We start from the raw sequence: 418 nt of genomic DNA, 5'->3' as shown, positions 1-418 counted from the left end.
CATCTCGTTCGGCGCGGCCTGGAAGAGCACCTTCCGCGAACTCACCCGCACCGGGGAGCTGATGTCGGACCCTTCGCTCCTCATCACCCGGCCCACCGCGACCGACCCCACGCTCGCCCCGCCCGGCAAGCACCTCCACTACGTGCTGGCGCCCTGCCCGAACACCGAGGTCGGGCCGGGCGTACGGGAGTGGCGGGAGCTGGGGCCCCGCTACCGGGACGAGCTGCTGGCCGAGCTGGAGCGCCGCGAGATGCCCGGCCTAGGCGCGGCGATCGAGGAGGAGGGGCTGGTCACACCGGTCGACTGGACCGCCCAGGGGCATGCGGCGGGCACCCCCTTCTCCGTGGCCCACACATTCCCCCAGACCGGGCCCTTCCGCCCGCGCAACCTGGTTCGCGGCACGGTCAACGCCGTCCTC

1 protein-coding gene is annotated in these 418 nt (G+C 73.4%); it reads left to right on the top strand.

Annotated elements, in window-relative coordinates; translation table 11 throughout:
• A partial coding sequence (locus G3I71_RS48590; protein ID WP_343243317.1) for an FAD-dependent oxidoreductase occupies positions 1 to 418 on the top strand: 418 nt, incomplete at both ends.

It is taken from the genome of Streptomyces sp. SID12501 (assembly GCF_010550245.1).
In the GTDB taxonomy this organism is placed as follows: domain Bacteria; phylum Actinomycetota; class Actinomycetes; order Streptomycetales; family Streptomycetaceae; genus Streptomyces.
This window is presented reverse-complemented; position numbering and strand designations above follow the sequence as displayed.